General features: G+C 34.6%; 23 protein-coding genes. 6 read left to right on the top strand and 17 right to left on the bottom strand.

The window, feature by feature from the left end; genetic code table 11:
* Window position 1: 1 nt before the first annotated feature.
* The 5 genes from IKS50_RS05130 to IKS50_RS05110 all read right to left on the bottom strand — a co-directional run bounded on the left by IKS50_RS05130 (window position 2) and on the right by IKS50_RS05110 (window position 4,888).
* Entirely contained in the window at window positions 2-1,009 is a 1,008-nt protein-coding gene (locus tag IKS50_RS05130) for a methanogenesis marker 12 protein (RefSeq protein ID WP_292846424.1), read from the bottom strand.
* A 54-nt stretch (window positions 1,010-1,063) separates the two neighbouring features.
* Complete coding sequence (ilvC, locus tag IKS50_RS05125; RefSeq protein WP_292846421.1) at window positions 1,064-2,056, bottom strand: ketol-acid reductoisomerase; 993 nt, start codon at window positions 2,054-2,056, stop codon at window positions 1,064-1,066.
* A 120-nt stretch (window positions 2,057-2,176) separates the two neighbouring features.
* Window positions 2,177-2,704: a carbonic anhydrase gene (locus tag IKS50_RS05120; RefSeq protein WP_292846418.1), complete on the bottom strand. Its 528-nt coding sequence runs from the start codon at window positions 2,702-2,704 to the stop codon at window positions 2,177-2,179.
* A gap of 3 nt (window positions 2,705-2,707) precedes the next feature.
* The gene (gene ilvN, locus IKS50_RS05115; protein ID WP_292846416.1) at window positions 2,708-3,193 is read right to left on the bottom strand and encodes an acetolactate synthase small subunit; all 486 of its coding nucleotides are present in this window, start codon (window positions 3,191-3,193) and stop codon (window positions 2,708-2,710) included.
* Window positions 3,194-4,888 carry an acetolactate synthase large subunit gene (locus tag IKS50_RS05110; protein WP_292846413.1) on the bottom strand — a complete coding sequence of 565 codons (1,695 nt, stop codon included), beginning with the start codon at window positions 4,886-4,888 and terminating at the stop codon, window positions 3,194-3,196. It abuts the gene before it with no gap.
* A gap of 73 nt (window positions 4,889-4,961) precedes the next feature.
* On the opposite strand from IKS50_RS05110, the gene IKS50_RS05105 reads away from it, so the two are divergent.
* Together IKS50_RS05105 and IKS50_RS05100 are read left to right on the top strand one after the other, a co-directional pair.
* Window positions 4,962-5,318: a DUF2085 domain-containing protein gene (locus IKS50_RS05105; RefSeq protein WP_292846410.1), complete on the top strand. Its 357-nt coding sequence runs from the start codon at window positions 4,962-4,964 to the stop codon at window positions 5,316-5,318.
* Window positions 5,308-5,550 (top strand): zinc ribbon domain-containing protein, encoded by a 243-nt coding sequence (locus tag IKS50_RS05100; protein ID WP_292846407.1) that lies wholly within the window; start codon window positions 5,308-5,310, stop codon window positions 5,548-5,550. The genes IKS50_RS05105 and IKS50_RS05100 overlap by 11 nt, the downstream gene beginning before the upstream one ends.
* On the opposite strand, the gene argF is transcribed toward IKS50_RS05100, so the two are convergent.
* Genes argF through purD form a run of 3 tightly spaced genes read right to left on the bottom strand, consistent with a single transcriptional unit; the run spans window position 5,542 to window position 8,685 of the window.
* Window positions 5,542-6,447 (bottom strand): ornithine carbamoyltransferase, encoded by a 906-nt coding sequence (gene argF / locus IKS50_RS05095; RefSeq protein ID WP_292846404.1) that lies wholly within the window; start codon window positions 6,445-6,447, stop codon window positions 5,542-5,544. The two genes, IKS50_RS05100 and argF, sit on opposite strands and share 9 nt — an antisense overlap.
* Window positions 6,448-6,497: 50 nt before the next feature.
* On the bottom strand, window positions 6,498-7,355 hold the full coding sequence (locus IKS50_RS05090; protein ID WP_292846401.1) for a TMEM175 family protein: 858 nt from the start codon (window positions 7,353-7,355) through the stop codon (window positions 6,498-6,500).
* 19 nt (window positions 7,356-7,374) lie between these two features.
* A complete protein-coding gene (gene purD / locus IKS50_RS05085; protein ID WP_292846398.1) occupies window positions 7,375-8,685 on the bottom strand; it encodes a phosphoribosylamine--glycine ligase in 1,311 nt (436 codons plus the stop codon).
* 279 nt (window positions 8,686-8,964) lie between these two features.
* Here purD and IKS50_RS05080 point away from each other — a divergent pair, with 279 nt between their 5' ends.
* From IKS50_RS05080 to IKS50_RS05065, 4 genes are all read left to right on the top strand, one after another.
* Entirely contained in the window at window positions 8,965-9,582 is a 618-nt protein-coding gene (locus tag IKS50_RS05080) for an Ig-like domain-containing protein (RefSeq protein WP_292846395.1), read from the top strand.
* Window positions 9,583-9,719: 137 nt separating this feature from the next.
* Entirely contained in the window at window positions 9,720-11,090 is a 1,371-nt protein-coding gene (locus IKS50_RS05075; RefSeq protein ID WP_292846390.1) for an MATE family efflux transporter, read from the top strand.
* Complete coding sequence (locus IKS50_RS05070) at window positions 11,080-11,496, top strand: MarR family winged helix-turn-helix transcriptional regulator (protein ID WP_292846387.1); 417 nt, start codon at window positions 11,080-11,082, stop codon at window positions 11,494-11,496. The genes IKS50_RS05075 and IKS50_RS05070 overlap by 11 nt, the downstream gene beginning before the upstream one ends.
* On the top strand, window positions 11,493-12,026 hold the full coding sequence (locus IKS50_RS05065; RefSeq protein WP_292846384.1) for a nitroreductase: 534 nt from the start codon (window positions 11,493-11,495) through the stop codon (window positions 12,024-12,026). Before IKS50_RS05070 ends, IKS50_RS05065 begins: the two co-directional genes overlap by 4 nt.
* Window positions 12,027-12,067: 41 nt before the next feature.
* On the opposite strand, the gene argS is transcribed toward IKS50_RS05065, so the two are convergent.
* The 9 genes from argS to IKS50_RS05020 form a co-directional block, all read right to left on the bottom strand.
* Window positions 12,068-13,768 (bottom strand): arginine--tRNA ligase, encoded by a 1,701-nt coding sequence (gene argS, locus IKS50_RS05060; protein ID WP_292846381.1) that lies wholly within the window; start codon window positions 13,766-13,768, stop codon window positions 12,068-12,070.
* Between the two features lie 17 nt (window positions 13,769-13,785).
* Entirely contained in the window at window positions 13,786-14,211 is a 426-nt protein-coding gene (locus IKS50_RS05055) for a signal peptidase I (protein WP_292846378.1), read from the bottom strand.
* A gap of 5 nt (window positions 14,212-14,216) precedes the next feature.
* On the bottom strand, window positions 14,217-15,491 hold the full coding sequence (gene hemL, locus IKS50_RS05050; RefSeq protein WP_292846375.1) for a glutamate-1-semialdehyde 2,1-aminomutase: 1,275 nt from the start codon (window positions 15,489-15,491) through the stop codon (window positions 14,217-14,219).
* A 9-nt stretch (window positions 15,492-15,500) separates the two neighbouring features.
* Window positions 15,501-16,130 carry a cobalt-precorrin-8 methylmutase gene (locus IKS50_RS05045; RefSeq protein WP_292846372.1) on the bottom strand — a complete coding sequence of 210 codons (630 nt, stop codon included), beginning with the start codon at window positions 16,128-16,130 and terminating at the stop codon, window positions 15,501-15,503.
* A gap of 76 nt (window positions 16,131-16,206) precedes the next feature.
* A complete protein-coding gene (locus tag IKS50_RS05040) occupies window positions 16,207-17,397 on the bottom strand; it encodes an aminoacetone oxidase family FAD-binding enzyme (protein ID WP_292846369.1) in 1,191 nt (396 codons plus the stop codon).
* A gap of 6 nt (window positions 17,398-17,403) precedes the next feature.
* A complete protein-coding gene (gene aspS / locus IKS50_RS05035) occupies window positions 17,404-18,723 on the bottom strand; it encodes an aspartate--tRNA(Asn) ligase (protein WP_292846366.1) in 1,320 nt (439 codons plus the stop codon).
* A gap of 140 nt (window positions 18,724-18,863) precedes the next feature.
* The gene (hisD, locus tag IKS50_RS05030) at window positions 18,864-20,141 is read right to left on the bottom strand and encodes a histidinol dehydrogenase (protein ID WP_292846363.1); all 1,278 of its coding nucleotides are present in this window, start codon (window positions 20,139-20,141) and stop codon (window positions 18,864-18,866) included.
* Between the two features lie 7 nt (window positions 20,142-20,148).
* Window positions 20,149-21,798: a dihydroxy-acid dehydratase gene (gene ilvD, locus IKS50_RS05025; protein ID WP_292846360.1), complete on the bottom strand. Its 1,650-nt coding sequence runs from the start codon at window positions 21,796-21,798 to the stop codon at window positions 20,149-20,151.
* Window positions 21,799-22,079: 281 nt separating this feature from the next.
* Window positions 22,080-24,937: hypothetical protein (locus IKS50_RS05020; protein ID WP_292846357.1), on the bottom strand; the 2,858-nt coding region annotated here is incomplete at its 5' end.

Genomic DNA, 24,937 nt, shown 5'->3' with positions numbered 1-24,937 from the left:
ACTAATTAAAATCAACCTCAATACCTAAAATATTATCTTCACCGTTATATACTGCTTGGGCAATTTGAGCAGCGCCTATTGCACCAGATTCTTTAGAAATTACTTTTAATTCATATTTATTTTTGAAATATTTATTAATTTCATCTTCAAAGTTGAACGGTTCTGTTGCACTTCCAACGGACCCTGTTAAAACAATGCCATCAATATCATTTTCACAAACGATATCTAATCCTGCAATTTCCATTGCTACAGTCATTATTAAGGTATCAATAGCTAATTTTGCTTTTTCATCACCGTTCATATAGTTTTCCAACAGTTGATCTTTCATATTAGCCACTTTACCATCGACGCCCGCTATTTTAATGGCTCCCGCATGTGAGAAGCATTCGTTAGCTGTACGCCTACCTTCATCAATATCACGTATCATTTCCAAATCAATCGGCCCATGTACAATACCCATAGCACCAATACAGGCATCCATAGCGCCTTTAATTTTAGAATCTTCAATTAAAATATCTACACTATTTGAAGAAATGTCTGCAACAATATAATTTTTCCAACCGGTTTCCTTAAATGCATTATATGAAATACTAACTTTTTCAGGACTTGCTTGGTGAGAATAAGCAGCATTAAATAACTTGCTTAATGAAGTAGAATTCTTGTGAAGACCAGGTATCATAATAGTTGGAATATCTGAATTTTCTAACTCAGAAAATACAGAAGTCCCCCCGCCAGTAACTTTACCGGCGCCGTTAATAGATAAAATCCCCCTATCCTCAACTTTTTCAATTGGTAAAATCTTGTTAAATCCATCGCCCATTGCATAGGTGATAGCCATTAATTTAACAGAACTTAAATCAACTCTTTTAGATAATTCTTCTAAAGCTGACACTTTACCGCTTTTAGAATCTTCCCTATCGATTTTAAAAATATCAATTATTTCCCCATTTTGGGACATTAAACAAAAAGAAATTCCAGTTGTTCCATGGTCCATTCCGATAAATACCATGATTACCTCACTAAAAATATTAAAAATTAAAATAAAAAAAGAAAATAAAAAGACTTAATCGTCTTTTTGTAATCCACAAGCTTTTCTTAATCTTGCACCAACAATTTCAATGTCTTTTTTACTTTCGGCAGCTCTCATTTCTTTTAAGTTAGCGCCGTCAGTTGCGTTTTCATCTGCCCATTGTTTTTTGAAAGTACCATCTTGGATTTCTTTTAAAACAGCTTTCATGCCATCTTTAGCTTCTTGAGTAATGATTCTATTACCTCTGGTTAATCCGCCGTATTCAGCAGTGTTACTTACATCAGTCCACATTCCGGCAAAACCTTTTTCATAGATTAAATCTACGATTAATTTTACTTCGTGGCAAGTTTCAAAGTAAGCGATTTCAGGTTGGTAACCTGCTTCAACTAAAGTGGTGAATCCTGCATTAATCAATTCGGTGATACCTCCACATAAAACTGTTTGTTCACCGAATAAATCGGTTTCAGTTTCTTCTTGGAAAGTAGTTTCTAAAACACCCGCTTTGGTTAAACCACATGCTTTAGCCATACCTAATGCCAGTTGCATTGCATCGCCGGTAGCGTCTTGTTCAACTGCTACTAAACCTGGAATACCGAATCCTTCTTCGTAAGTTCTTCTTACCATGGATCCAGGTCCTTTTGGTGCAAACATTACAATGTTTACGGTTTCATCAGGTTTAATTAATCCAAAGTGGATGTTATAACCATGAGAGAAGGAGATAGTGTTGCCATCTTCAACAAAAGGAGCGATTTGTTCGTTGTAGACTTTTTCCTGGATTTCATCAGGAAGCAAGATGTGAATAATATCAGCTTCAGCAGAAGCATCTTCAATAGTTTTTACAGTCATTCCATCTTCTTTTGCTAAGTTCCAAGAACTACCATTTTCTCTTAAACCTACAATAACATTAGCTCCACTATCAGCCATATTTCTAGATTGTGCTCTTCCTTGTGAACCATAACCGATTACTGCTATGGTTTTTCCTTCAAGAGCGTCTGTATTTACATCATCGTCGTAATACATTTTCATTTAAAATCATCTCTTTAAATAATTTAATAATAATTAAGATATTGAATAAAATATCACATAATAAATATGATTTTTAACGTTTATAAAAGTAACTTAAAAAAAAATTAAAAAATATGATGGTTAATAACCATCAACTAAAACTTTCAACTCGCCAGTTACAATATCAATTATAAGACCGTGAACAGGCACCTCAGGAATTAACGGGTGGTTTTTGATTTTTTCAACAACATCCTTAACGTTTTGTTCTTCGTCTTCGAATCCACCAATCCATTCAGCAAGGTCATATTTAGCAATGTCTTCCTCTTTGATACCGCGAGCAAGCATTTTTTCCTTTAAAGCGTCAGCATCTGCACCGGCCATACCACATTCAGTGTGACCTACAACCAATACTTCTTCAGCGCCGAGGTTGTATAAAGCTGCACCTATTGATCTGATTGCATCTTCGCCTACAATGGAGTTTCCTGCATTTCTGACGATTTTTGCATCTCCTCTTTTAAGGCCGAGTGCAGGTTCGAAAAAGTCAATCAATCTACAGTCCATACAAGTTAAAATAGCTAACTTTTTAGCTGCATGGTGAGACATTTCTTCGCCTTCAAAATTCTCTACAAATTTCTTATTGTCCTCTAAAACATTTTCTAATATTGTCATTTTTCATACTCCCCTTGACATGGCTGTAAGGCCAGTACGTGCTATTCTTATTATTCCATAGTTTTCTAATAAAGATATGAATGCATTGATTTTCTGTTTATCTCCAGTTAACTCAATCATCAATGTTTTTTCCGTAACATCTAAAATTTTTGCTCTGAAAATATTAGAATACTGCATTATTTCAGCTCTTGCTTTTTCATTGGGAACGCTTACCTTAATAAGACATAATTCCCTTTTAACAGCAATTTTAGTAATATCTTTAATCTTGATAACATCAACTAATTTGTTTAATTGTTTTGTAACTTGTTCTAAGCCTTTTTCATCTGCATGAACAGTTATTACCATACGAGATAGGCCTTCAACTTCAGAATTTCCAACAGTTATACTGTCAATGTTAAATCCTCTTCTGTTAAACAATCCTGCGACCTTTTGTAATACACCCGGCCTATCTTCAACCAATGTAGAAATAACGTGATATTTAAAATCCATTTAAATCACATCCTTTTCAAGTTTATATTCACCAATCATTTCATTAATTCCCGCTCCAGGAGGAAGCATAGGTAGAGCTTCTTCAGAGTCGATTACAACATTTAATAAAATTGGTTCATTATCTTTAATTGCACTAGATAAGGCTTCTTTAGTTTCTCCAGGTTTTGTAATTCTAACTGCGTTAACACCGAAACTTTCTGCAAGTTTTACAAAGTCAGGACTATTGCCTAATAATGTTTGAGAGTGTCTGTTATTATACAATAAACTTTGCCATTGATATACCATTCCTAAGGTTCTGTTTTCCAAAACAATTGCGATAACAGGCAAATCATACTCACGAACGGTGGCCAATTCCTGACAAACCATTAGGAATCCGCCATCACCATTTAATGATACAACCGGATCTTCAGGAAAAGCCACTTTTGCCCCGATAGCTGATGGGAATCCGAATCCCATAGTTCCAAGTCCACCGGATGATATAAATTTGCGTGGCTTTTGAGTGTCAAAGAAATGTGCCGCCCACATTTGATTTTGACCTACGTCTGTTGTCAATATAGATTCAGGTGTTAAAACCTCTGAAATTTCCTTAATAACGCTTTGCGGTTTTAAAGGTACATCATCATAAGTGACACGAGGACGTAACTCCTGTTTTCTTTGTTTGATCATGTCAGTCCAATTATTAACATCATCTGATGCAGTATAACCATCTAAAACCTTATTTAAAGATGTTAAAATATTTCTAGCATCCCCTACAATTGGCAAATCAACATCGACATTTTTTCCAATTTCTGCAGGGTCAATATCAATATGAATAACTTTTGTATCAGGAACAAAACTATCTAATCTTCCAGTAGTCCTATCAGAGAATCTTACACCAATAGCTATTAATAAATCAGATTCATTAATGTAATCATTTGAAACTTTTCTTCCATGCATACCAAGCATACCTAATGCCAAGTCATCAGTTTCATCGAAAGCCCCTTTACCTAAAAGTGAAGTCATTACAGGAGCGTTAATAGTTTCCGCCAGTTTTTTCAATTCGCAACATGCATTAGATATAATAACACCCGCTCCAGCTAAAATCATTGGTTTTTTAGCTTCCTTAATTAAATCACGAGCTTTTTTAATTTGTCTGATATTGCCTTTAATGGTTGGATTATAACCTGGTGTTTTGATTAAATCATCTTTAAACTCTGTTAATTCTCCTTCTTGAACTTCCTTTGGAACATCAATCAAAACAGGTCCCGGTCTTCCACAACTAGCAATTTCAAAACTGGTTTTAATCATGGAAGGTATTAAATTAGGATCTTTAGGTTGAAAACTATGTTTAACGATAGGCATTGTAATTCCAATAATGTCTGCTTCTTGGAAAGCATCATTTCCTATTAAATGAGTTGGAACTTGCCCGGTAATAGCTATAATTGGAGAAGAATCCATGTAAGCTGTTCCAATACCGGTTACGAGATTGGTAGCTCCAGGACCAGAAGTAGCCAAACACACACCCACACGACCAGATGCTCTCGCATAACCGTCAGCTGCATGAGCTGCGCATTGTTCGTGCCTTACTAGTATATGATCAATGTCTGCATCATATAACATGTCATAAAATGGTATGGTTTGTCCACCAGGATAACCAAATATTGTTTTGACCCCCATTTTTTTGAGGGATTCAATTATCGCTTCTCCGCCTCTCATTTTAAAAACCTTTTTATTTATTATGCTAAACTTTTTGTATACAAAAATATATATAATTATTGAAATAATATTAATGTTAGTAAATTGTGTTGATAGTATGGAGCCGACAAAGTACATATGCCACAGAATTCCTGAAAGAAGTTTCTTTATCAAAGGCCATCAATTCCCGGTCTGCGCCAGATGCACTGGATTTTACACCGGTTTAATAGTCTATTTGATTTTTAACATCTTTTACAAGCATCCTTATGATTTGAATATGCTGTTCATTTCAATGATTCTGATGATACCCGTGGCGATTGATGGCGTGACACAATATTTCGGCCCAAGGGAAAGTACGAATAATTTAAGATTCATTACAGGTTTTATAGGCGGTATTGGTTTAATAATATTTTTAAAGATAATAATCAGAGGGATTCTAAATGTTTTGTAGAAAATGTGGGGAAGAAAATCCGGAAAATGCAGTTTTTTGCAGAAACTGTGGTGAAAGACTAGTAGAAGAAGTTAAAAAAACAGAAGTAATCGAAGCTCCAACTTACAAAAAGGAATCAACTCAGAATACACAGACCACAACTACATCATCTAACAATAACTCCGATTGGTTAAGCTGTTGTCTATGTCTTGTTGGAATTTTTATAATATTTGCAATACTCGGTTCATTTTAAATAATGATACAAAACAGCTTTTTGGGCATGCATTCTGTTTTCTGCTTCATCATAAATTACAGATTGAGGTCCGTCAATTACATCAGCAGTTACTTCCTGGCCTCTAACTGCAGGTAGACAATGCATGAAAAGGGCTCCTTCATTAGCTAAACTCATTAAATCAGAGTTAACTTGGAATGGGGCAAAATCTATTTTTCTTTGTTCTGTTTCTGCCTCATCACCCATACTCACCCAAACATCAGTGAAGACCACATCAACATTTTGCAATGCCAAACCAATGTCATCGGTTATTGTTATTTCAGTGTTGTTTTCACTGGCATATTCCTGAGCGGTTTTTAAAATGCTTTCTTTAGGTTCATAACCTTTAGGGCAAGCCATTGACATATCCATTCCTAAAAGGGGAGCGATTAACAAAAGGGAATTTGATACGTTATTTCCATCACCGACAAAACAGATTTTCCTACCTTCCCAATCGCCTAAGTGTTCTTTGATAGTTAACATGTCGGCAAGTGCTTGGCAAGGGTGTTCAAGATCGGTTAATCCATTGATAACAGGTACATCGGAATGTTTAGCCAACTCTTCAACATCGGAATGTTTAATGGCTCTAATCATTATTCCGTCAACAAAACGACTTAAAACCTTTGCAGTGTCAGAGATTGGTTCTCCTCTACCCATTTGCAAATCATTGGATGACAAAAAGATTGCTCTTCCACCTAACTGATACATTCCAACATCAAAAGACAACCTAGTACGGGTAGATGATTTTTGAAAAATCATTGCTAATGTTTTGCCTTCTAGAGGTTTTTCTTCCATCTCACCTGCTTTGATTTTACTGGCTAAATCTAGAATGTCTTTAACATCCTCTTTAATATCCCTAATAGATAATAAACTATCCATTTAAATTCCCCTTTTATACTATAAAAAAGAATATTTGTAAAAAATATATATTAAATGTTTCTATTCTTGATTCTAAATTTAATATCCCTAATTGTAGATATCACAGGAACCAGTAAGAACAAATAAATGAATTTACTTGATACATTAAAGTCTAAGAGATTTACAATGACTGTCAAGCCTATTATAATTAAGAATGTATGTAAAACATGGCCTTTTTCATTTTTAGAAGGCATATCTGCAAGGAATCTTCTTGATTCCGCATAGTGATAAATTATTAAAAATACCACTGTTGTTAAAAATATATTCAGACCAAATAATGCTTCTGATAAGAAGAAATGCGAATAATTTCCAATTAAAGAAGTTGTAAATGGAATAAACGAAATACAAATTAAAAATAATATGTTTAACCATAAATACGGTACATTTAAGCTTTTTACTCTTAGGAATTGATGGTGATAGACCCAAAAGGAAGCAAGCAGAATAAAACTGACAATAGTTACAGAAATAGTCGGCGCTAATTTAATAATAAAGGAAATGAAATCAGGGTAACTGGCAAGCTGAAGTTTAGGAAGAGAAATACCAAAAATCAAAAGGGTCATTACAATTGAAAAAATACCGTCAGTTAATGCCATTAATCGCCCCGGATCAATGTCAATATCCTCTTCCAATCCTAATTTAAAGCGTTGGAAAAAGCTTAAACGTTTGTCAAGCTTTTTATATTTTTTTGCTTTTCTAGCATCGTCTTTAAATTTAGAATCTTTTTCCTCTAAAATGGTGGAAAATCTATCCATCTTTTTAAGAGTTTCCTCATCATTAGCATTTTCTTTAATAATTTCAATTTTCTCAGAAATGCTTCTTTTCAACTCTTCAATTTCTTCAGGACTAACATCTTTAGGAATTTCAATCACCTAAAAAAGAAAAAGAAATTTAATTTAAAATTTCTTTCATATGTTCAATACGTTTGTTTACAAGTTCTGTTGTTCCCACATCCCTTCTGTGGTAAACATTACCTTTAACAAATTCACATGCTTTTTCAGCTATCTTTTCAGCTTCTTCAATAGATTCGCCACTGGCTACAATACCTAATGCTCTAGAACCGGACAAGTGGATTCCATCATCTTCAGCTGAAACGGCTGCATAAAATACTTTAGCACCTAAATCCTCAATAGCTGCTTCATCAACTTCAATCAATTCACCAGCATATTCGGTTTCAGGATATCCATCAGGTACAATGTATTTACATACGCTAGCTTTGTCTTCAAATTCTACCTTATCTAATGTGCCATCTACAATATCTTGACATATGTCAGCTAATGGAGTTTTTAAAAGCGGTAAAACGTTCATTGCTTCAGGATCTCCAAATCTTGCATTATATTCAATGAGTCTTGGGCCATCAGCAGTTAACATGAATTGGCCATATAAAATACCTTTGTATGGTTCAGCTTCCTCAGCGATAGCTTTAAGTGTAGCTTGCATGATTTCTACTGCTTTATCATAATCATCTTGAGTTAAAAATGGCAATAATCCTCCAACATCGGAATAAGATCCCATTCCACCAGTGATTGCGCCAATGTCACCTTCAAATGCATGAGGATGGTCTTGTGCTGCAGGCATTGGTGCTAAATGTTCACCATCACAGAATGCTTGGATTGTGAATTCTTCGCCTATCAATCTTTCTTCAATAATTACTTGAGCAAAACCACCCATTTCATTATCAATGACTTCACATGAGTACTCTTTTGCTTCTTCATTATCTTTAAGATGGTCTCCTACAATTTTTACTCCTTTACCTCCAGTTAAACCAACAGGCTTTACTACAACATCACGGTCAAACTCATCTAAAAATGCAGATACATCTTCTGAATTATCAAACACTTTGTAAACGAGTGACCCTTCAATTTCATAGTCTTCAAAGAGTTTTCTCATAAATGATTTATCAGTTTCAATACGTGCTGCACTTTGAGTCGGTCCAACACATTTAATTCCATTTTTTTCAAGTTCATCGACAATTCCTTTTCCGAGTGGAGCTTCAGGACCGATGAATGCAATGTCAATTTCTTTTTCGACTGCATATTCAGCTACTTTTTCAACTTCCCCTTCGTCACCTTGCTTAAATTCAGCAATTTTTGACATTCCGGGATTAATTTTACTCATATAACAATACAAATCTACATCGTCTTTTAAAGCATCAGCGATAGCATGTTCACGTGCCCCTGTTCCAACAACTAAAACTTTCATGATATAGTCTCCTATTAGTTAAAGGTATGTTTTTAAAAATATTTATAATTAATTTATTTGAATTTGAAAAAATCATTCCAACTGAAAATTATATAAAAATCCATATTTTATACATTAAAATACAATTTTTAGTAATTTCCTAATTAAATTATCAATACATTATTCTTATTATATTTAAAGTGTAAATAAATGCCTATATTCAAAAAACTTTTATATAACAGATTTCATATTTTAAATTGACTTTAAAATTATAATGTCTAATAAAATTAAGGTGAATAAATGAATAAAAAAATTATTTTAGCAATATTGGCGATTATCATCATTGCTATTTTGGGTTTGATGGTATTTTCTCAAACTAGTGATAGCAAATTAAACACTCAAATAAACTTTTTAAGTGATACTGATTTACAGAATGGAGACCAAGTTGAAATTGAACTAACAGACGAACAAGGAAACGCGCTTCCAAATGAACCTGTAAATTTCACAATTGTAGAAAACGGAGTTGCACAGACATATTCTGTTTATACAAATAATGAAGGAAAAGCATTTTTAATTTTAAATGATGAAAATCCAGGTGATTATGAAATAACTGCATCATTTGGAGGAAACGATAATTTAAACCCATGTACTGCTAAACAAACAATAACTATTGGAGAAGACACAAATACAGATGCAGTTAGTTCTTCAAATGTAAATTCAACAACAAGTTCATCTACAAACAATGATGGAAACTCAACTTCTTCTCAATCACAATCTAGTAAAAGTTACTATGATGAAGAATTGAATGAATACTACGATGAAAACGGTATTATCATCGGCGGGCAAAATGACGGATCTAGCATCGATGATGTTAAAAATAATCCGCAAGAAATAGATGAAGAAGGCAATTTAGTTTAAATTGATTTACTGAAGTATTATTAAATTAATACTTTATCCTTTTTTTAAAAAATTAAACAGACTCATTTCTACAATAGCTTTAAATATCAACACTTGCATATACAAGAGTATAATTGCATATGCAAGAGAGGAAAATTATGGAAAAAAATGAAAATGTAGAGATGATAACTGGAGACCCAAAAAAAGCTATAAATAAATTGTCACTCCCAATTATAGCTAGTATGCTTTTAATATTTATAAATAATATTATTGACAGCATATGGGTTGCAGGACTTGGAACTGAGCCTCTAGCAGCATTAGGATATATCACACCATTATTCCTGATTTTAGTTGGGTTTGGAAACGGACTTGGAGCGGGCGGCAACTCATTAATTTCAAGATATATAGGAGCTGAAGATAAACATTCCGCAAATAATGCTGCAATTCATAATTTAATTTTAAGTGCGGTCTTTTCAATAGCCATTACAATACTGTTTGTCACGTTTTTAGAACCGGCGCTTAAAATGATGGGCGCAACAAGTGTCTTAAATTATGCAATGGACTATGGACTGATTATATTTTTATGTTCAATCATGTTACTAATGCCTCCAATCTTAGGAGGGGCATTTAGAGCAGAAGGAGATATTAAAAGAGCAACCGTGCCAATAGCTCTTGCCGCAATAATAAATATGATTTTAGACCCGATTTTCATCTACACATTTAACATGGGGATTAGAGGAGCGGCATTTGCAACAGCTCTTGGACCATTTATTAGCTTAATTTTAATGTTTTACTGGATATTTGTTAAAAAAGACACTTACCTCTCATATAATATCAAAGATTTCCACAATGACTTCAAAATGTATAAGGATATACTGGTTGTCGGTATCCCTGCAAGCTTAGAGCAATTGGTACTCTCTGTTTTAACAATATTTGTCAATTATATGCTTACAATAGTATCCGGACCAACAGCAGTAGCTGTTTATACTGCAGGTTGGAGAATAGTAAACATCGGAATGCTCCCAGCAATAGGAGTCGGAACTGCAGCAATATCCGTTGCGGGAGTGGCATATGGAGCTCGTAAATACGAAAATTTAAGAATCACTGCAAGATATGCTGTTAAAATAGCCTTAATAGCTTCAATAATTGTTTGTATAATAATAAATGTCTTTGCAAATCAAATCGCATTTATATTCACATACTCTGAAGGCAGTGCGCAATTAGCGCCATTAATTGCAAGTTTCCTGCAAATAATGTGCTTATTTATCTTATATGTTCCATTCGGGGCAAGTGCGGGCAATGTATTTCAAGGCGTTGGAAAAGGAACTGCCTCACTTATCCTAACAACATTTAGGGAATTTATTTTAGTGCTAATCTTTGCATATCTTTTAGGATTTACATTTAACATGGGAGAATTTGGAATATACTGCGGAATGCTTCTAGGAGGGGGAATAGGTTCTCTAATATGTTATGCATGTATTGAACTATACATTACCAGACTAATAAGGGGGCGAAACCATGCAGTTTGATAAAGATATGCCAACAGCTCCATTTATATCAATAATCTACAGAGAACATGCTAAATACATTAATGAAATTGTTAAGGAAGACGGTTTGAGTTATGGCCTTCATCCGCTTTTAGTTATAATATACAAAAATGAAGGAATCAGTCAAGAACAATTAGCTAGTGAAATTCATCTAAATGAAAGTACAATTACAAGAAACCTTAAAAAGCTAGAAGACAAGGGATTCATAGAAAGAATTAAAGATAAAAGAAAAAAAATAATTAAACTAACCCCTAAAGGTGAAAAAACAGCTTTAAAAATCATGAATTATGACGAAAAATGGGATGAAAAAATTAAAAACAATATTACAAATGAAGAATACGATAATTTCTTAAAAACCCTTAGAAGAATAAGTGAGGAATTAATATGAATACAACAATTGAAGATTTAAAAACAAGAAGAAGCATCAGAAAATTCAAAGAAGAACAAATCAGCGACGAAGAGTTAAAAACAATTTTAGAAACAGGAACATACGCGCCAACAGCAAGGGGAGCGCAATCTCCAAAAATTGTAGTAATTCAAAATCCAGAAACTATTAAAGAATTTTCTGCATGGAACAGAAGCTATTTCCCTGTAGATGTTCCGGAAGATATGGATCCGTTCTATGGTGCAAAAACCCTTCTAATTGTTTTAGCCAATAGTGAAATGCCAACTTATGTTGAAGACGGATCCAGTGTATTGGCCGTGCTTGTTAATGCTGCTCATGCGGTTGGTGTTGGATCATGCTGGATTCACAGAGCACGTGAAGAATTTGCATCTGAGAAAGGAAAAGCCTTACTTAAAGAATGGGGAATTCCTGAAACATATGAAGGAATCGGCCATGTAGTTTTAGGTTATCCTGATATGGAAGCGCCAGAACCATTGCCTAGAAAAGAAGATTACATCCACTATGTGGATTAAATTTAAAAAAAAGAATAATTAAAGATGAGTTAAAAACTCATCTACATTTTTTCAGGTGCTGAAACACCTAAAATATCTAAAGCATTTTTAATAGTTATTCTAGCCCTATCAACTAAAATCAATCTTGTATCTTCTACATCAGAACCAATGACCTGTTCTGATTTGTAGAATCTATTAAATGAACCGGCCAAATCTTGACAGTATTGTGTAATATTGTGAACTCTCTTCTTGTTTGCACAATCATCCACAACTTGTGGGAATTTAGCAATTTGTCTTATTAAATCTTGTTCTGCTTCATCAGGAGTCCAATCATCGGCAACTTCTAAAGAGCTAATGTCTTTACCTGACTTCTTAAGTAATTTGCATGCTCTTGCATGTGCATATTGAATTGAAGCACAACCTCTTTCAAAGCTTAAAGCTTCATCCCATTTGAAAGTCAAGTGTTTTTCAGGGGATAATTTAGCAATGAAGAATCTAACAGCTCCAACACCAATTTCTTCGGCCATTGGTGCAATTTCATCATCTGTCAAATCAGGGTTTCTGGATTTAATCTCATCTGTTGCTCTTAAAACTGCTTCATCAATCAATTCATCGACAGATACAAATTTGCCTCTTCTTGTTGACATTGATCCTTCCGGCAATGTAATGAATTCATAAAAGATTACTTCCGGAGGAGTTTGCCTAAAGATTTCTTCGAAGATAACTTTGATTTGTTTAGCGGCTAATTTGTGATCTGAACCTAAAATATCAAGTACAGTATCTCCTAAAGTAGCTTTGTATTTATGATAAGCCAAATCACGAGTGGAATAAAGTGAGGTTCCATTGGAACGGCGCAAAACAAATTCCTTTTCAATGTTGAAGTCAGTCAAGTCAATGTATAATACATCATTTTCACGAGTGAATCCTTCTCTTTGAATATATTTAACAAGGTCATCGACTTCACCACTTCTGACAAACTGTCCTTCCCATACAAAGTCATCATGAATTATATTCATTCTTTGAAGTGTTTCCTTCATTCCGGAAATACAACTTGAAACTACTTGCTCGAAGATTGCATTTAATTCATCGTCTCCGCCTTCTTCGTATTTCTGAATTAATTCATCTACCTTAATTGCCAAATTTTCATCTTCTTCAACAGCTTTGTTGGCATCATAGTATAGCTTACCGATTTTATGGTCTAGTTTTTCACCGTCATAATCCTCAATGTTGAAGCCACATTCGGTTATACCACATACAATTATAGCAATCTGTCTGCCCATATCATTAACATAATATTGGGTAATGACATCTCTTCCAGCTAATTTTAAAAGTCTTGAAAGTGAATCTCCAAAAATTGAGTTTCTAATGTGTCCGATATGTAGAGGACCATTCGGATTAGCTGAAGTATGTTCCAAAACAATTTTTTCACCAGTTTCTGGAAGTTGGCCGTACTTTTCATCAACTTTTTCTAACAATAATTTTGAGAATTCGTCATAATCAATGAAGAAATTAACATAAGGACCAAAGTTTTGAACTTTACTGAATATTTTTGGAACTTCAATTTTTTCGACTAAGTCTTTTGCAACTTCAGGAGGTGAAGTTCTTAATTTCTTAGTAAGCGCAAATGCAATGGTACTTGCAAGGTCACCTAACTCGGGATTTGGCGGAAAATCCAACCTGAAATCCCTATCAACTTCCACATCATATTGATCTAATGCCTTATTAATAGCATCAATAGCTTGTTTTTCAATTTCAAAATACATTAACTCACCTATAATAATTATAAACCTCTTAACCAGAGGGAAAGATATCCGATTTTTGGAATAATGACTAAATTATCGTTAAATGTTACGACTTTTTCTTGAATTTGGTCAGAAGTAACATAATAAGGATCAGGACGACCATTATTGTCCCCTTTTATCACATACATCGTAGTTCCATTAATATCTGTAATATTGATTATCCTATGAATTACCGGTTGGTCATACCATGCTGCATCATAAACAACAACATCCCCCACTTCAACAGTATTAGGGTCAAATTCATTAATGCCTAAGAAATTTGCTTTTTCAACTAAAACAATATCTCCCCTATAGAATGTTGGTTCCATACTTCCTGAAACGACTACATTTAAGTGTTGAGCAGCGATTAAAACAATGATAAGAATGATTACATATGATGCAATTTCTTTATAGTCAATGTCCATTTATATTACCTTCTTCTTTTTTTAAATGCGGCTTCTAGTGCTAATTCAATAGCATCAGAAGTTTTTTGTAAATCTTCCATACTATGTGCATTTGAAATAAAATTACATTCAAACTGGGATGGAGGAATAAATACGCCTTGTTTTAACAAGGTTTTAAAGTATCTGAGGAATTGTTTTCTGTCAGACTGTTGTGCATCAGCATAATTATGAACTGGTGCAGGATTGAAATAAATTTGAAACATTGAAGCCAATCCGACCGGCTGGATATTATACTCTTCTTCATCAATTATTGATGCAATATTTCCTCTAAGGAAGTTTCCTTTTCTTTCCAATTCTTTATAAAATGCATCATCTAATTGTGTTAAAGTAGAAATACCTGCTTGAACAGATATTGGATTTCCTGAAAAAGTACCTGCTTGATAGACTGGTCCTTGTGGTGCAATCAATTCCATTATCTCTCTTTTACCACAAAATGCTCCCATTGGAAGACCTCCTCCAACAATTTTACCAAGGGTTGTTAAATCAGGAGTGACACCATAATATTCCTGAGCTCCTCCACGTGAAGCCCTGAAACCGGTGATAACTTCATCAAAAATTAAAATGATATTATTTTCTTCTGTAATCTTTCTAACAAATTCTAAAAATCCCGGTTTTGGTTCAATGCAGCCAACATTACCCATAACTATTTCCATAATAATACAAGCAATGTTTTCACCTTCTTTTTCAATCAAATCTGTTAAAGCTTCTTCATCATTGAATGGAACTGATAAAGTATTTTTAGTGGTATCTTCAGGTATGCCCGGTGAATCAGGCAATGTAGCAGCACCGGAACCTCCTTTCACTAATACATAATCATGCGCTCCGTGATAAGCACCTTCAAATTTGACTATCTTATCTCTACCTGTAAAGCCTCTTGCAAGCCTAATTGCACTCATAGTAGCTTCAGTTCCACTATTACAAAATCTTACCATCTCAGCGCAAGGTATCCTATCAACTACTTCTTTTGCTAATTTAATTTCATTTTCAGTGGGAGCGCCATAAGCAGTTCCCATAGTTAATTGATTAGAAACTTCCCTTACAACTTTAGGATTGGCATGACCCAATATCAAAGGTCCATAAGCTAAACAATAGTCAATATATGTTTGACCATCTGCATCGGTAAGTTTAGACCCACCAGCACTTTTAACAAAAAATGGATAAGGTTTAAAAGCCCTAACAGGAGAATTTACTCCACCAGGAAAATATTTTTTTGATTCATTGAACAATTCTTCAGAAAACATGTTATCACACTACAAATGTTGTATTAATGAGTTTACGCAAGCTACAGCAATCGGAGTTCCGCCTTTCGGCCCTTCAACAATGATGTTTGGAATGTTTGAATTATGTAGAGCTTCCTTTGAATCAGCGGCCCCAACAAAACCAACAGGGACTCCTACAATAGCTTTAAGGTTCATTTCACCTTTTTCGTATAAATCCATTGCTTCAAAAACGGCAGTTGGAGCATTACCAGAAACGACGATTCCTTCAAAATCATTGGCTGCAGCATATCTCATGGCTGCCGCGGCTCTTGTAATTTGATTTTCCTTTGCAATCTTAACAACTTCTTCGTTTTTAATGTAACACTCAACTTCCCCCTCATATCTTGTAATTCCATATTTAACCATGTTAATGTCGGTTAAAATGGTTTCTTTATTTTTAAGGGAAGCCATAGCTGCATCTACAAAATCAGGACTAATCTTTACTAATTTTGCATATTCAGGATCTGCTGTTGAGTGAACAATCCTTTCAACAATGTCTCTTTCAGCAGGATTTAAATCTTTGACATCATCCCCAATAAGGCCACGGATAATTTCTCTACTTTTATTTGCAATATCCAAACCTTGTTTAGTTGATGCACCCATGAACATTTTGTCTGTCATAATGTAAGTTATGTATTAAATATATGTTAAATATTTTGTTGTTAATATAAAACTTAACAAAATTATAGCATGAAAATTATTTTTCACCAGCTGACAATCCCGCCAAGTACCCGGTTGAAAATGCTATCTTCAAATTGTAACCGCCTGTTGGACCATGGAGATTTAGAACCTCCCCTGCAAAGTAAAGTCCAGGTGTTAATGTTGACTCCAAAGTTTTTGGATTGACATAATCCAAATCAACACCCCCAATTGTTATCTTAGCCAAAGCACTATTAAAATCAGATATCGCAAAAGGGAATCTCTTTAAATTTTCAATTAAGCGATTTTTACTTTTTTTGTTAATCTGGGATAATTGCAAATCGCCATCCAAATCAATTTCATCCAAAAAGAAATTTATAAAGCTATTTGTCAAAAACTGCCTTAAATAATTCTTAAGCATTGCCTTTCCTTTAATCTGAAAATCAGCAGCGAATTTTTCCTGAAGATTTTCACGAGTATAATCCGGACACAAATCAATGGAAACTTCAAACTCCAATGCCGGATTATTTTCTAATAAGTTATAATTTATACTTTCAGAAATTTCATTGCTTAAATTGATAATTCCCGGCCCAGTCAATCCAACGTGTGAGAATAAAACATTTCCTTTGGCTTTGCTTTTCTTATAGCTTACATCAACATCATACAATGTTACGCCAGCAATTTTTGAGAGGTCTTTGATAGTTATCAACGGACTAAGACCGTACTTAATGTCCGTTAGAGGCTGTGAAGTTAGCGCATAATTTTTAATATTGCATCCTGTCTGTGGGTATGTCATGCCGCCTGTAGCTATGATTATTTTATCGGCCTTTATTGAGTCATTTATGACAAAGCCCTCAGTGATTTTTTCAACATCAAAACCATATCTTATTGCAACATTATCCAACTTCTCCGTTAAGGCTTCCAGGACATCGCTAGCCTTTTCTGTTTCTGGAAACATTCTGTTGTCATCCTCTTCAATGAAGTCAAAATCAAACAATGAAAATAAATCTTCATTTGTAAAAGTATAAAAGGAGTGTTTTAAAAAGTTTTTATTGTTAAAAAAAGTTAATAGCTGTTTTATTGGCTTGTTGTTGGTAATATTGCATCTTCCTCCACCGGTCATCAATAATTTACGGCCTAAAGAAGTATTTTTCTCAAGTAATATTACATCAGAAGTCCTACTAGCTGCAATAGCTGCCATTATTCCAGCAGGACCTCCACCAATAATAGCTATATCAAATTTTTCCATTTTCATCTATGGAGTTAATCTGTGTCTGTCTCTTGGGAATAGTACGCATTCACGGATGTTTTCAGATCCTGTGAGTACCATGGTTAACCTATCAGCACCGACACCCCATCCTGCATGAGGAGGCATACCGTATTCAAATGCTTTCAAGTAGCTTCCAAATCCAGCAGGGTTTAATCCTCTTTCTTCGATTTGTTTTACTAAAAGGTCATATTGGTGTACACGAGTAGCTCCGGAAGATAACTCTAAATTATTGTACATTAAATCGAATGCATGGGAATATTGCTCTTCGCCTTCAACAGGCATTACATAGAACGGTTTGATTTCAGAAGGCCATCTGGTTAAGAAGTAGAATCCTCCCATTGTGTCACCTAAAACTTTTTCAGCTTCACGGGATAAGTCTTCTCCCCATTCCATAGGCACATCTCTTGAATTTACAATGTCAACTGCTTCATCATAAGTAACATGAGGGAAATCTCCAGCAGGCACTTCTAATTCGTGACCTAAAATCTCTAACTCATTGGCACAGTTTTCATTGACGTCTTTTAAGACTTGAACAATCATGTCATTCAAGATTTTCATTACATCTTCATCATCTGAAAATGATGCTTCTGCATCGATGGAAACCGCTTCGTTCAAGTGTCTTAATGTATCGTGCTCTTCTGCTCTGAAAATTTGGCCAATTTCAAATACTTTATCCATTCCAGCGGCCATCATCATCTGTTTGTATAATTGTGGAGATTGACCTAAGAATGCTTCTTTTTCAAAGTAAGTAATTGGGAATAATTCTGTTCCTCCTTCAGTAGCGGATGCTACGAGTTTAGGAGTGTTAATTTCATAAAATCCATTGTCATAGAAAAAGTCCCTTATAGTATGGAACATTTGTCCTTTGATTTTGAAAATTGCAGAAACATTTTCTTTTCTAATATCTAAGAATCTTGAATCTAATCTTGTATCAATTCCTGCTTTAACTTTTTCTGTTGGATCCATTGGTAAAGGCTGGTTAGCTAAGTTTAAGATTTTGATTTCTTTAGGAATGATTTCTACACCATTTGGTGCTTTTCCTGCTTCCTGTACTAAACCTTTAATAGCTACAACAGATTCTTTTCTGAATTCTCTTAATTCTTCCATTATATTTTCGTCTACTTTTTTACTTGGAGCAGTTACTTGAACTCTGCCAGTGACATCACGAATGATAACAAACATGATTCCACCGAAATCACGGATTTCGTGCACCCAACCCATGATTGTAACGTCACTACCTGCTATTTCAGGAGTACATTGACTAGCGTAGTTTGTTCTTCTCCAATCATTTAATAAACCTTGCAAATTATTCACCTCGGTTGTAAAAATAAAAATAATGATAAACTTTCATTATATTTTTAATATTAGTATTAATGTTTAATAAAGATATGCTAAAAATTAAATTTTAAAGATAAAAATAAAAAAAGAATAAATTAAGGATAAAATTAATCATCCCTTAATCTAGTTTTAAATGAGTTTGCATGTGCAAAGAATCCTTCATATTCGGCAATCGGAACTGAAGTTTTTGACAGCTCTTTCAAACCGTCCTTAGTAATCCTCTGAACTGTCGGCTTTTTAATAAACGCTTCGGTAGACAGGCCTGAATACATCCTTGCTCCTCCGCCGGTAGGCAAAACATGGTTTGTTCCGGATCCATAATCTCCTGCTGCAACCGGTGAATAGGCGCCTAAAAAGATTGAACCCGCATTGTTGATTTGTGACAATGTCTCATCATCATCGGCAGTGGATATGATTAAATGTTCGGGAGCATATTCATTTGTAACATGAACCGCTTCCTCAAAAGTGTTTGTGATAATGATTTTTCCACTTTTAGATAATGACTCCTCAATGATTTCTCGCCTTGGTGCAACTTCAGTCATTTCCTTTACAAATTCATCGGTTTTTATCGCCAGTTCTTCGCTGTCAGTCACTAAAAAACAGGACGCATTAGGGTCATGCTCCGCCTGCGCAAGAATATCTGTTGCCAAAAATTCAGGGTTTGCAGTTTCATCGGCCAAAATTAGAACTTCAGATGGTCCTGCCGGAAACTCAATATCCACTTGGCCATAAACTAATTTCTTTGCTGCAGTGACAAATATGTTTCCGGGACCTACAATTTTCTCCACTTGAGGAATTGATTCTGTTCCATAAGCCAAGGCTGCAATTGCCTGTGCTCCTCCAACTTTATAAATTTCATCAGCACCTGCAATATCTGCAGCTACTAAAATGGCATCTAAAATTTTACCATCTTTTTGAGGAGGGGTTACACAGACTACTTTTTTAACACCGGCAATCTTTGCAGGTATTACAGTCATCAATATTGATGAAGGATAAGCGGCCCTGCCTCCAGGTATATAACATCCTGCAGAATTGATTGGCCTTACAATTTGGCCTGCAACTATTCCCGGATTGACTTCCATTTCCCATTCGGATGGAATTTGCTTCTTATGAAACCTTTCAATATTATCTGCAGCATTTTTTAAAGCGGTTAACAATTCATCATTTAATGTATCATAAGCCTCTTCAATTTCGTCTTTGGATACCTTGAAATTTTCTATTGTAACACCGTCAAATTTCTCTGTATATTGGCGAATTGCTTGGTCTTTTTCTACTCGAACATTTTCCAGAATCTCAGATACTGTTCCTAAAACATTGTTAACATCCTGTTCCGACCTTTTGATTGTATCTTCCAGATTGATTTCAGAGTATTTTAAAATTTCCATATTTTCACTACCTTAAAATAGCACCGGTATCTGCTGAGTGAACCAATTTTTGATATATTGCCAACCAGCCTGAAACATCGCTTTCAGGGTGTTTAACTTCTTTTAATCTAGCTTCAATTTCCTCATCAGACAACTCAACATTTATAGATCTATTTTCAATGTCTATTTCTATGATATCCCCATTTTGAATTGCAGCAATTGGTCCATCCTCCCTTGCTTCAGGTGATACATGTCCTATGCATGGCCCTCTTGTTCCTCCGGAAAATCTTCCGTCAGTTATTAAACCTACATCCTTAATGTTCATTCCTGCAAGAGCTGATGTCGGATTTAACATTTCACGCATTCCAGGCCCGCCTTTAGGTCCTTCGTATCTAATTACAACAATGTCTCCTTCATCGATTTCATGATCAAATATCGCTTTTGTAACATCTTCTTCTGAATCATATACTTTTGCCGGACCTTTAAGATGCATTAAATGATTTGCAACAGCGCCTTTTTTAACAACACTTCCATTAGGTGCAAGGTTACCTTTAAGAATTGCGATTCCGCCATCTTCATGAACAGGGTCATCTAAAGTATGAATAACGTCAGTATTCTTGTTTTCGACATTTTCCAAGTTTTCAGCAATTGTTTTTCCGGTTACGGTTAACTGATTTGTATCAATTATATCTCCCAAAGTTTTCATTACCGCTTGAATTCCGCCAGCTAAGTGTAAATCCATCATTGAATCTTCACCGGCAGGGGAAATTAATGTAATGTGAGGAACACGTCTTGAAATTTCATCAAATAATTCTAAATCCACATCCAAACCTTCAACTTCACTGGCAAGTGCAGGTATATGTAAAGCTGTATTTGAAGAACCGCCGAGTGCCATATCAACTGCAATAGCATTGTTGAAGGCTTCCTGGGTCATAATGTCAGATGGTTTAATATCATCTTCAACTAGTTTAATAATTTGTTTACCTGATTCAAATGCAATTTGATTGTTTTCTTCAGTTCTCGCATGTGTTGTGGCGCATGTTGGAAGCGATAAACCTAAAGTTTCTGTAATGCATGCCATTGTGTTTGCTGTGAATAGCCCAGAACAACTTCCGGCGCCTGGACATGCGCATTTTTCAAGTTCCGCTACTTCATCTTCAGACATCCTACCGGCAGAATATGCACCAACAGCTTCAAACACTGTAATTAAATCGGCAGGCTTGCCGTTATATTCGCCGGATGCCATTGGTCCACCAGTAACTACAATTGACGGCACATTAACTCTAGCAGCACCCATAATCATGCCAGGAACTACTTTATCACAACTTGGAATTAACACTAATCCATCAAAAGCATGCCCTTTTGTCATACTTTCAACTGTAGCAGCAATAATTTCTCTTGAAGGCAAGGAATACTTCATTCCTTCATGGTTCATACTGATTCCATCACAAATTGCCATTGTATCAAATTCAAATGGAATACCTCCGGCAGCTACAATACCCTCTTTTACAAACTCAACAAGTTCTCTTAAGTGAATATGACCAGGTACAATGTCTGTAAAACTGTTTGCTATACCAATGAATGGTTTTTTAAAGTCATCGTCATCGAGTCCACAAGCTCTTAGCAGTGATCTGTGTGGAGCCCTTTGAATTCCTTTTTTAACATTATCACTTTTCATTTAATCACACAATAAATTTAATCAATAATATATATTTCATTAATAACTTTTAAAATATTGGAATATGTGAAAAATGTTAAATTTTATTTGGTTAATGTGGATTAATAAAATTATTTTTTTGAAAGTGTGTTGATGAATTGAAATATTTAAAAATAAGTATCATTAAAATAATAGTTTCATGAAAAACATGATGAATTTTAATTGGTAAAATTCATTAAATTGAAATAAATTTTTTGGTAAAAAATTAAAAAATATGGAAAAAATTAATTTTCCATAAAAACTTAAAGTTTTCTTCTTATAGTTACGCCAACCATTCCAAGTAATGAAACAATTACTAATACAATTGGATTACCAGTAGGATGCATTTTTGGAGGTACAGGTTCTTGAGTTTTTTCAACTGTAATTGTAACGCTATCCTTATTGTTTTTAGGATTACTGTCGTGTGTGCTACTGGTTACAACAGCAGTATTGGTAATAGTGCCGTTTTCGGCAGTTACATTACAGTAGATTACAATAGTTACAGTTTCTCCTTTAGCCAATTCACCTATATCCCATTCTCCAGTTGCTGGATCGTAAGAACCTTTAGAAGCTTTGAAAGACAAGAATTTTACACCTGATGGCATTACATCAGATACGACAACATCTTTCGCTGTGCTTGGACCATGATTGGTTACAATGATAGTCCAGTACATTTTATCTCCTTTTTTGTATACTTCTTTATCAGCATACTTTTTAAGTTCTAAGTCAACAATTGGAATTCCTCTGGTAGTGTCATTATCCTTGTTATTAGTGTAGTCTGTTTCTTTAGTTGTAGTGTTAACAGAAACAGGGTTAGTGATAATTCCTTCACGAACAACTTTGGTTGTAAGTGTAAGTGTTGCACTAGCGCCTTTTGCTAATGATTTAATTGTCCATTCACAAGTTTCCATGTTAAATGAACCTTTAGTCACTTTAGCGTCTAAAGCTCTTAAAGCTTTAGGCAATTGATCTGAAACTTTAATATTTTTAGCTGTAGATGGACCATTATTTTTAACTTTAATTGTCCATATTACATTTTCGCCAACATAAACTTTGTCTTTGTTAACAACTTTAGTGATTTCAACATCACAGATTGGTTTACCAACAGTAGTGTTATTTGCTTTATTGTTAGTGTAATTGGTTTCATTGGTTGGAGTCCTTACAACGACGATGTTTTTAATTGAACCTTCTTTAACAACTTGAGTGACTAAAACTAGGTATGCTGGGGTGCTATTATTCATATCACCAATTTTCCAAGTTCCAGTCTTTTTATCAAATGTACCAACAGAAGGAGTTGCTTTAATAACTTTTAAACCATTAGGTAAAGTATCTTTAACAACAACATCCTTAGCAGTAGAAGGACCGTGATTTACGACAGTAATATTCCATTCAACGAAATCATTTATATAAACACTTGTAGCATTAACAGCTTTGGTGATTTCCAAATCACAAAGTGGGTAAACTACAGTAGTATCGTTAGCTTCATTGTTAGTATAGTTAGTTTCATTAGTAGTGGTGTTTACAACAACGATGTTAGTTCTTGCACCAGTACTGAAATCTGCTTTAGTAACTAATTTAAGAGATACAGGTTTATTAGCAGCTAACTCACCAACATTCCAAATTAAAGTATTTCCGCTTACAGTACAACCTTGAGGAGTTCCAACTAATGTAAGACCTCCAGGTATAGTATCTTTGACTACAACATTTTCAGCAGTACTTGGGCCTTTATTGACGACAGTAATTGTCCATTCAACAGTGCCCTCAACGAAAATGACCGGCTTATCAACTGTTTTTGAAATTTCTACATCACAGATTGGTTTGACATCAATAGTACAGTTAACGGTTTTATTGGTACCATTAGGAGCAATCACAGTAGCATTATTTGTTAAATTACCAAGTTCAACAGCCCTAACCCTAACCATGATTACAGCAGGGACATTAGCAGTGATGTTAGTAATTTTCCAAGTAATTACTCTTCCTGTTTGATCAACAACCGCATTTTGAACAATGTCAGCACCTATGATTTTAACGGTTCCATTATACTCTAAACCTTCTGGTAAACTATCAACAACTTCTAAAGTTTGAATATAAGTCACATTACCAACGTTAGTAATTGTAATATTATATAAAACATAATCCATATGTTTTGGAGTAGTGTTATTAACTGTTTTGTTAATGTCAGGAATATCATAAATAACCACAGTTGCGTTATCGTAGTTATTTGTGTAGTTCCACTCAGTTTCATTACAAGTAACATTCGCTTCGTTAGTAAATGTGCCATTGACTTTAGCACGTGAATTAATAACCAAAGTTACAGTAGTACCATTGCCCATGAATCCAATAGTCCAAACACCACTAGTAGCATTATAAGAGGTGCCCGGAGTAGCAGTCCAATTAATGACAGTGAAATTAGCAGGGAATGTATCATTCAAAGTAACGTTAGTTGCACCAGTACCATTAGCAGCATTATGTACTGTAATAGTCCAAACAACAATGTCATCAATGAAGTGTGTAGCATTGTCCACAGTCTTATTAACAGATAGGTCTACATTAGGTTGAACATTAATAGTACAGTTAACAGTCATGTTTGTTCCATCAGGATAAACAATGGTCTCATTATTGGTTAAATTGCCAATTGCATTGACTTTTACTTTGACCATAATAATTGCAACACTATGAGCTGGAATATCAGTAATTACCCAACTAATATTATTTTTAGAGTTAATTGTTGTGTCAACTACCACAGTAGCATTGTAAACTGCAATTTTTTCAATGAATTCTAAACCTTCAGGTAAAATATCATAAACAGTTACATTTTTAGTGAAGTTATAGTCACCATCATTGATAACTGTTAAATTATATGTTACATTTGTATGATAGAGAGGTTTAGTGTCATTAACTACTTTATCCGGTGGTGGAAGAACAAGAACTTCAACAGTTGCATTATCTTCAACAACAGTATTATTTTCAGCGCAAGTAGCGTTTGCAACATTAGTCCAAGTACCATTCACTAAAGCAACAGCAGTAATGGTAAATACGTAAGATTGTCCTGGATTTAATGTACCTACAACTAATTGATTGTTGCGATATTTAGTATCGTTGCAATCTGTAACATTGAATT

This window comes from Methanobrevibacter sp. (genome assembly GCF_017539065.1).
Lineage (GTDB): Archaea > Methanobacteriota > Methanobacteria > Methanobacteriales > Methanobacteriaceae > Methanocatella.
This window is presented reverse-complemented; position numbering and strand designations above follow the sequence as displayed.

Excerpts from the sequence above, each read along its gene's own strand:
- IKS50_RS05080 (WP_292846395.1), top strand. The coding sequence starts at position 8,965 with ATGAATAAAAAAATTATTTTAGCAATATTGGCGATTATCATCATTGCT.
- IKS50_RS05100 (WP_292846407.1), top strand. The coding sequence starts at position 5,308 with ATGTTTTGTAGAAAATGTGGGGAAGAAAATCCGGAAAATGCAGTTTTT.
- IKS50_RS05130 (WP_292846424.1), bottom strand. The coding sequence starts at position 1,009 with ATGGTATTTATCGGAATGGACCATGGAACAACTGGAATTTCTTTTTGT.
- IKS50_RS05120 (WP_292846418.1), bottom strand. The coding sequence starts at position 2,704 with ATGACAATATTAGAAAATGTTTTAGAGGACAATAAGAAATTTGTAGAG.
- IKS50_RS05110 (WP_292846413.1), bottom strand. The coding sequence starts at position 4,888 with ATGAGAGGCGGAGAAGCGATAATTGAATCCCTCAAAAAAATGGGGGTC.
- ilvN (WP_292846416.1), bottom strand. The coding sequence starts at position 3,193 with ATGGATTTTAAATATCACGTTATTTCTACATTGGTTGAAGATAGGCCG.
- IKS50_RS05065 (WP_292846384.1), top strand. The coding sequence starts at position 11,493 with ATGAATACAACAATTGAAGATTTAAAAACAAGAAGAAGCATCAGAAAA.
- hisD (WP_292846363.1), bottom strand. The coding sequence starts at position 20,141 with ATGGAAATTTTAAAATACTCTGAAATCAATCTGGAAGATACAATCAAA.
- IKS50_RS05040 (WP_292846369.1), bottom strand. The coding sequence starts at position 17,397 with ATGGAAAAATTTGATATAGCTATTATTGGTGGAGGTCCTGCTGGAATA.
- IKS50_RS05055 (WP_292846378.1), bottom strand. The coding sequence starts at position 14,211 with ATGGACATTGACTATAAAGAAATTGCATCATATGTAATCATTCTTATC.
- IKS50_RS05075 (WP_292846390.1), top strand. The coding sequence starts at position 9,720 with ATGGAAAAAAATGAAAATGTAGAGATGATAACTGGAGACCCAAAAAAA.
- IKS50_RS05105 (WP_292846410.1), top strand. The coding sequence starts at position 4,962 with ATGTTAGTAAATTGTGTTGATAGTATGGAGCCGACAAAGTACATATGC.
- argF (WP_292846404.1), bottom strand. The coding sequence starts at position 6,447 with ATGGATAGTTTATTATCTATTAGGGATATTAAAGAGGATGTTAAAGAC.
- purD (WP_292846398.1), bottom strand. The coding sequence starts at position 8,685 with ATGAAAGTTTTAGTTGTTGGAACAGGGGCACGTGAACATGCTATCGCT.
- ilvC (WP_292846421.1), bottom strand. The coding sequence starts at position 2,056 with ATGAAAATGTATTACGACGATGATGTAAATACAGACGCTCTTGAAGGA.
- IKS50_RS05045 (WP_292846372.1), bottom strand. The coding sequence starts at position 16,130 with ATGACAGACAAAATGTTCATGGGTGCATCAACTAAACAAGGTTTGGAT.
- IKS50_RS05070 (WP_292846387.1), top strand. The coding sequence starts at position 11,080 with ATGCAGTTTGATAAAGATATGCCAACAGCTCCATTTATATCAATAATC.
- hemL (WP_292846375.1), bottom strand. The coding sequence starts at position 15,491 with ATGTTTTCTGAAGAATTGTTCAATGAATCAAAAAAATATTTTCCTGGT.
- argS (WP_292846381.1), bottom strand. The coding sequence starts at position 13,768 with ATGTATTTTGAAATTGAAAAACAAGCTATTGATGCTATTAATAAGGCA.
- ilvD (WP_292846360.1), bottom strand. The coding sequence starts at position 21,798 with ATGAAAAGTGATAATGTTAAAAAAGGAATTCAAAGGGCTCCACACAGA.